This is a genomic window from Candidatus Protofrankia californiensis (assembly GCF_900634765.1).
Classification (GTDB): Bacteria; Actinomycetota; Actinomycetes; order Frankiales; family Frankiaceae; genus Protofrankia; species Protofrankia californiensis.
Map to the genome: position 1 here is coordinate 1 of NZ_CAAAFT010000325.1, position 4,190 is coordinate 4,190.

Annotated in this window: 5 protein-coding genes; all 5 read left to right on the forward strand. The window is 62.4% G+C overall.

All coding sequences use genetic code 11. From position 1 onward, the window contains the following. On the forward strand, positions 1–722 hold a 722-nt coding region (locus tag DD1DGNOD_RS17125; RefSeq protein ID WP_206443254.1), incomplete at its 5' end, for a replication-relaxation family protein. Beyond that, entirely contained in the window at positions 712–1,341 is a 630-nt protein-coding gene (locus DD1DGNOD_RS17130; RefSeq protein ID WP_206443255.1) for a DUF2637 domain-containing protein, read from the forward strand. The genes DD1DGNOD_RS17125 and DD1DGNOD_RS17130, both read left to right, overlap by 11 nt. 74 nt (positions 1,342–1,415) lie before the next feature. Then, positions 1,416–1,763 (forward strand): helix-turn-helix domain-containing protein, encoded by a 348-nt coding sequence (locus tag DD1DGNOD_RS17135; protein WP_131770603.1) that lies wholly within the window; start codon positions 1,416–1,418, stop codon positions 1,761–1,763. A gap of 26 nt (positions 1,764–1,789) precedes the next feature. Beyond that, positions 1,790–2,455 carry an ImmA/IrrE family metallo-endopeptidase gene (locus DD1DGNOD_RS17140; protein WP_131770604.1) on the forward strand — a complete coding sequence of 222 codons (666 nt, stop codon included), beginning with the start codon at positions 1,790–1,792 and terminating at the stop codon, positions 2,453–2,455. An 11-nt stretch (positions 2,456–2,466) separates the two neighbouring features. Beyond that, a partial coding sequence (locus tag DD1DGNOD_RS17145; RefSeq protein ID WP_131770605.1) for a recombinase family protein occupies positions 2,467–4,190 on the forward strand: 1,724 nt, incomplete at its 3' end.

Below are 4,190 nucleotides of genomic sequence, written 5' to 3' on the forward strand. Positions count from 1 at the left end.
ATCTGAAGGGCAAGCAAGTTAAACGACAAGTTGAGCGGTTGCACTTCACCGATCTTGCCGCGTCGTCACGGCCGGTCATGCGTCGCCGGGTACTGGCGCGGCTCGTGCGGCTCCGGCTGCTGGTAACGCTGAAGCGGCGTATCGGCGGGGTGCGGGCTGGATCGGCCGGGCTGGTGTACGCGCTGGATACGGCAGGCCAACGGCTCCTCGCGGGCACAGACAAACCATCCCGGCGACCGTGGACACCTTCGGCCCGATTCCTGGATCACCGCCTGGCCGGGAGCGAACTGTACGTGCGCCTGAGGGAAGCCAAGCGGCATGGTGAGCTGGAGGTGCTGCGCTTCCTGACGGAGCCAGACTCGTGGCAGCAGACCGCAACGCTCGGACTACTCAAGCCGGACGCCTACGCCGTCGTGGCCAGTGACAGCGTTGAGGACGCCTGGTGGATCGAGATCGACCAAGGCACCGAGAGCGTGCCGACCCTGCGCCGCAAGCTGCACGTCTACCTCGATGCCGCCCGCGCTGGCCACCTCGGGCCGGACGGCGTTCTGCCGCGCGTACTCGTGGCCGTGAACAGCGAACAGCGGCGGGAAGCGGTCGAAGGTCTCATAGCCCGGCTACCAGCGCCCGCAAGCGCGCTCCTGCATGTCGAGACCCAAGCCGACGCTGCCGCGTTCATCTCCAGCACTCTCCACGACGAGGACGCGCCCGATGGCCAGTAGGCGCGACTGGTGGGTGATCCTCGGCATGACCGTCACCGCTCTGGCCGCAGCCATCAGCAGCTTCTCGGGGCTGCACTCGTTGGCCGTCGCTACTGGGTGGCCGGAGGCGCTGGCGCCCCTGTTGCCGTTCACGATCGACGCCTACGCCATGACCGCTACCCGCGTCTGGCTATCCAAGGCCACTGGCTCAGCAGCGGCCCGAAGGTTCGCCCGGTGGAACGCCATCGGGGCCATCGGGCTGTCGTTGGTCGGCAACGCCGCCTGGCACCTGATCGCCGCCAAGGTGCTCGCGGTGAGCTGGCCGATCGTCGTGCTCGTCGGAGCCGTCCCGCCCGCCGTCCTCGGACTGCTCTCTCACCTGGCCGTCCTACATGGCCAGGACGACGAGGACGAAGCTCCGCCACCCGGTACGGAGCTGCAGGAGCACCAGGACGAGGCCGACGCCGGCGGGGACGACCTCATTGAGGCGGCCCGCGCGGCTGATGACGCCCACCGGGCCGAGCATGGGAAGCCGATCACGCGGGACCAGTTGCGTAAGCAGCTTCATGTTAGTAGCGACCGGGCGAGTCAAATAATGCGAACTCTTCGCAATTCCAGATACGAAAGTGATAATCCTTGATCGTTGTCAATTCTACGTTCGCCACAGCGAACGGAATCGCATATAATGAGAATTAAGAAAGGGAGGACAAAGAAGTGACGGAAAGTGAACAAGAAATCACACTCGGCTCGCATCTTCGGAGCCAGCGAGAAACAGCCAAACTCTCCATTCGTGAGCTAGCAAGACAAAGCGGCGTACCGGCGAGCTACATAACGGAGATTGAAGGTGGCAAGAAAACCCACCCTTCGGCTGAGGTATTGCAGAAGCTCGCCAAGGTTTTGGAGATCGACACGGCCGACCTCTTTGCCTTCATAGGTGTTACCCCATCACAAGGACTACCGAGCGTCGCTCCGTATCTGCGCGCCAAGTACAAGCTAAGCGGCGGCGCACTACGCGAGGCAGAACAGCAACTAAACCGCATCATCGAAGAATACGACAACTAACACGTTCATGGAGAGGAGAACTGCTTATGAACGAACACCCACAATCAATCATCTCGCAGCTTCGCTCCCTCATGCCTACGCGACCACTTGAGGAGCACGAAGCACGCGGCGTTGCCGAACGCCAAGCAATCAAGCTTTTGGAACTGCTCAGCCAGCACGAGCCGAGCGTTAATATCAGTCTCATAACCGAGCTGCCCCACGTTCAAGTCAAGGTGGAGCCCAACCTGAAAGCTGCTGGCATCTCGGGCATCGCGCAATGGAGCCGGGGACGCTGGCTCATCGTGGTCAGCCGTGATGACAGCCCGACTCGTCGCCGCTTCACACTGAGCCACGAGTTCAAGCACGTCCTCGACCACCCGTTTGTGAGTGTCATCTACAGCGAGCTTGGCGAGAACGAAGTCGACCGCGACCGCGCGACAGAGCAGATTTGCGACTACTTCGCAGGCTGCCTACTCATGCCGCGCAACTGGGTCAAGCGTGCCTGGGCCAACGGGATACAGGACCAAGCCGCCCTCGCCGCCATGTTCGACGTGTCCGAGGCCGCGATGGCCGTCCGCCTCCGGCAGATCGGCCTCACCGAGCCCAGTACCCGACACGCGCGCTTCAAGACGCGCATATCTCGCCCCATCGCCAGCTACTTCCGCGACGCACCCGTAACGGCCCAGCCCGCCGCGTTCGGGCTCGCAGCCTAGAGGAGAAGCCTATGAACACAACGAATCGACAGGTCCGCGACGCAGCCGCTGGCGTGCGCACCACCAAGCGAGCGGTGCTCTATCTCCGCGTCTCCACGCCCAGCCAGGTCAACACCGACTACAACCCCGAGGGCATCTCAATTCCCGCCCAACGCGACGCGGGCGAGCGCAAGGCCACTGAACTCGGAGCCAAAGTCGTCAACGAATTCGTGGAGCCAGGACGGACGGCTACGAATATCGACAAGCGGCCGGTCTTTCAGGAGATGCTCGCCTGGGTCAAAGCTCAAGGTGACATCGACTATATCGTCGTCTACCATTTCAACCGCATCTTCCGAAACAGCATCGACGCGGCCATCACCAAGCGCGACCTCAGCAAAATGGATGTCCGCATCGTCTCCACGGTCCTCGACATGGGCGAGACGCCCGAAAGCCAGATGGTTGAGACCATTATTCACGCCGTAGATCAGTACCAGTCACAGGCCAGCGGCGCAGACATCGCCTACAAAATGGGTCAGAAGGCTAAGAATGGCGGCACGGTCGCTCGCGCGAAGATCGGTTATCGAAACGTCCGCGAGCAGGTTGACGGCCGAGAGATACGGACAGTCGCGCTAGACGAAAAGAGAGCGCCGCTCGTCCTCAAAGCCTTCGAACTGTACGGCACCGGCCAATACTCTGGCGAGCAGGTCCACCAGGCAGTGACTGCGGCTGGGTTGTGCACGCGCGGCACGAAGCGGGCACCTGAGCAGCCAATCTCAATGCACCTGTTTTACGAGATGCTTCAGGATCGCTACTACCTTGGCTACGTCACCTACAAAGACGAGGAGTACGAAGGACGCCACCCGGCCATCGTGACGGTTGAGCTGTTCGAGCGAGTGCAGCGCGTCCTCGCCCTACGGCACGGCGGCGGCTCAAGAGAACGCCAGCACCACCACTACCTCAAAGGCACGATCTGGTGCGCCCGCTGCGAACGCCGGTTCACCATCCAGAAGGCCAACGGCAACGGCGGCACCTACTTCTACTTCTTCTGCGTCGGACGTAGCAAGGGCATCTGCGACCAGCCGTACTTGTCCATCGAGCAGGTTGAGGGCGAGGTCGTCAAGCACTACGCCACAATCCGTCTCAACGAGCAGTTCCAGCAGCGCGTCCGCCGTCAGCTCGATGATGCCCTGATCTACGAGCTGCACACGATGGACACGCTGCGCAAGCAGCTGACAGCTCGACTGGAGGAACTGAGCGCCAAGGAAGACCGCTTCCTTGACCTGATCGGCGACCCCGGATGGCCCCACAACAAGATCAAGCAGAAGCTCGCCGTGATCGACCGTGAGCGCAACGAGATCCTGTCCAAGCTCGCGGACACCACCGGCAAGATCGACATCGGCCGCCGCTACTTCCTGAACGCCCTCGACCTGCTGCGTGACCCCCAGGGCTTCTACGCCAAAGCTGGCACCAGCCTCCGGCGCGGCCTCAACAAGGTCATCTTCGACAAGTTGTACGTGGACGACGGCCATGTGACCGCCCACATCCTCAACAGCGGCCTGGATGAGCTAGTGGAGGCAGGACAGCCCACCAGCAGGCGCTACACGCGCCGCGCTGCCCCGACCCCGACGTGGACATGGGCCCGAGACGAAGCCAGCCCCGTCCTTGCGGACGAGGCTGGCGACGATTCGACTGGAGCGGGCCGACTCGCCATGATCCTTTCGGGTCATGGTTCGAATAAGACCGCTCTGGTGGAGCT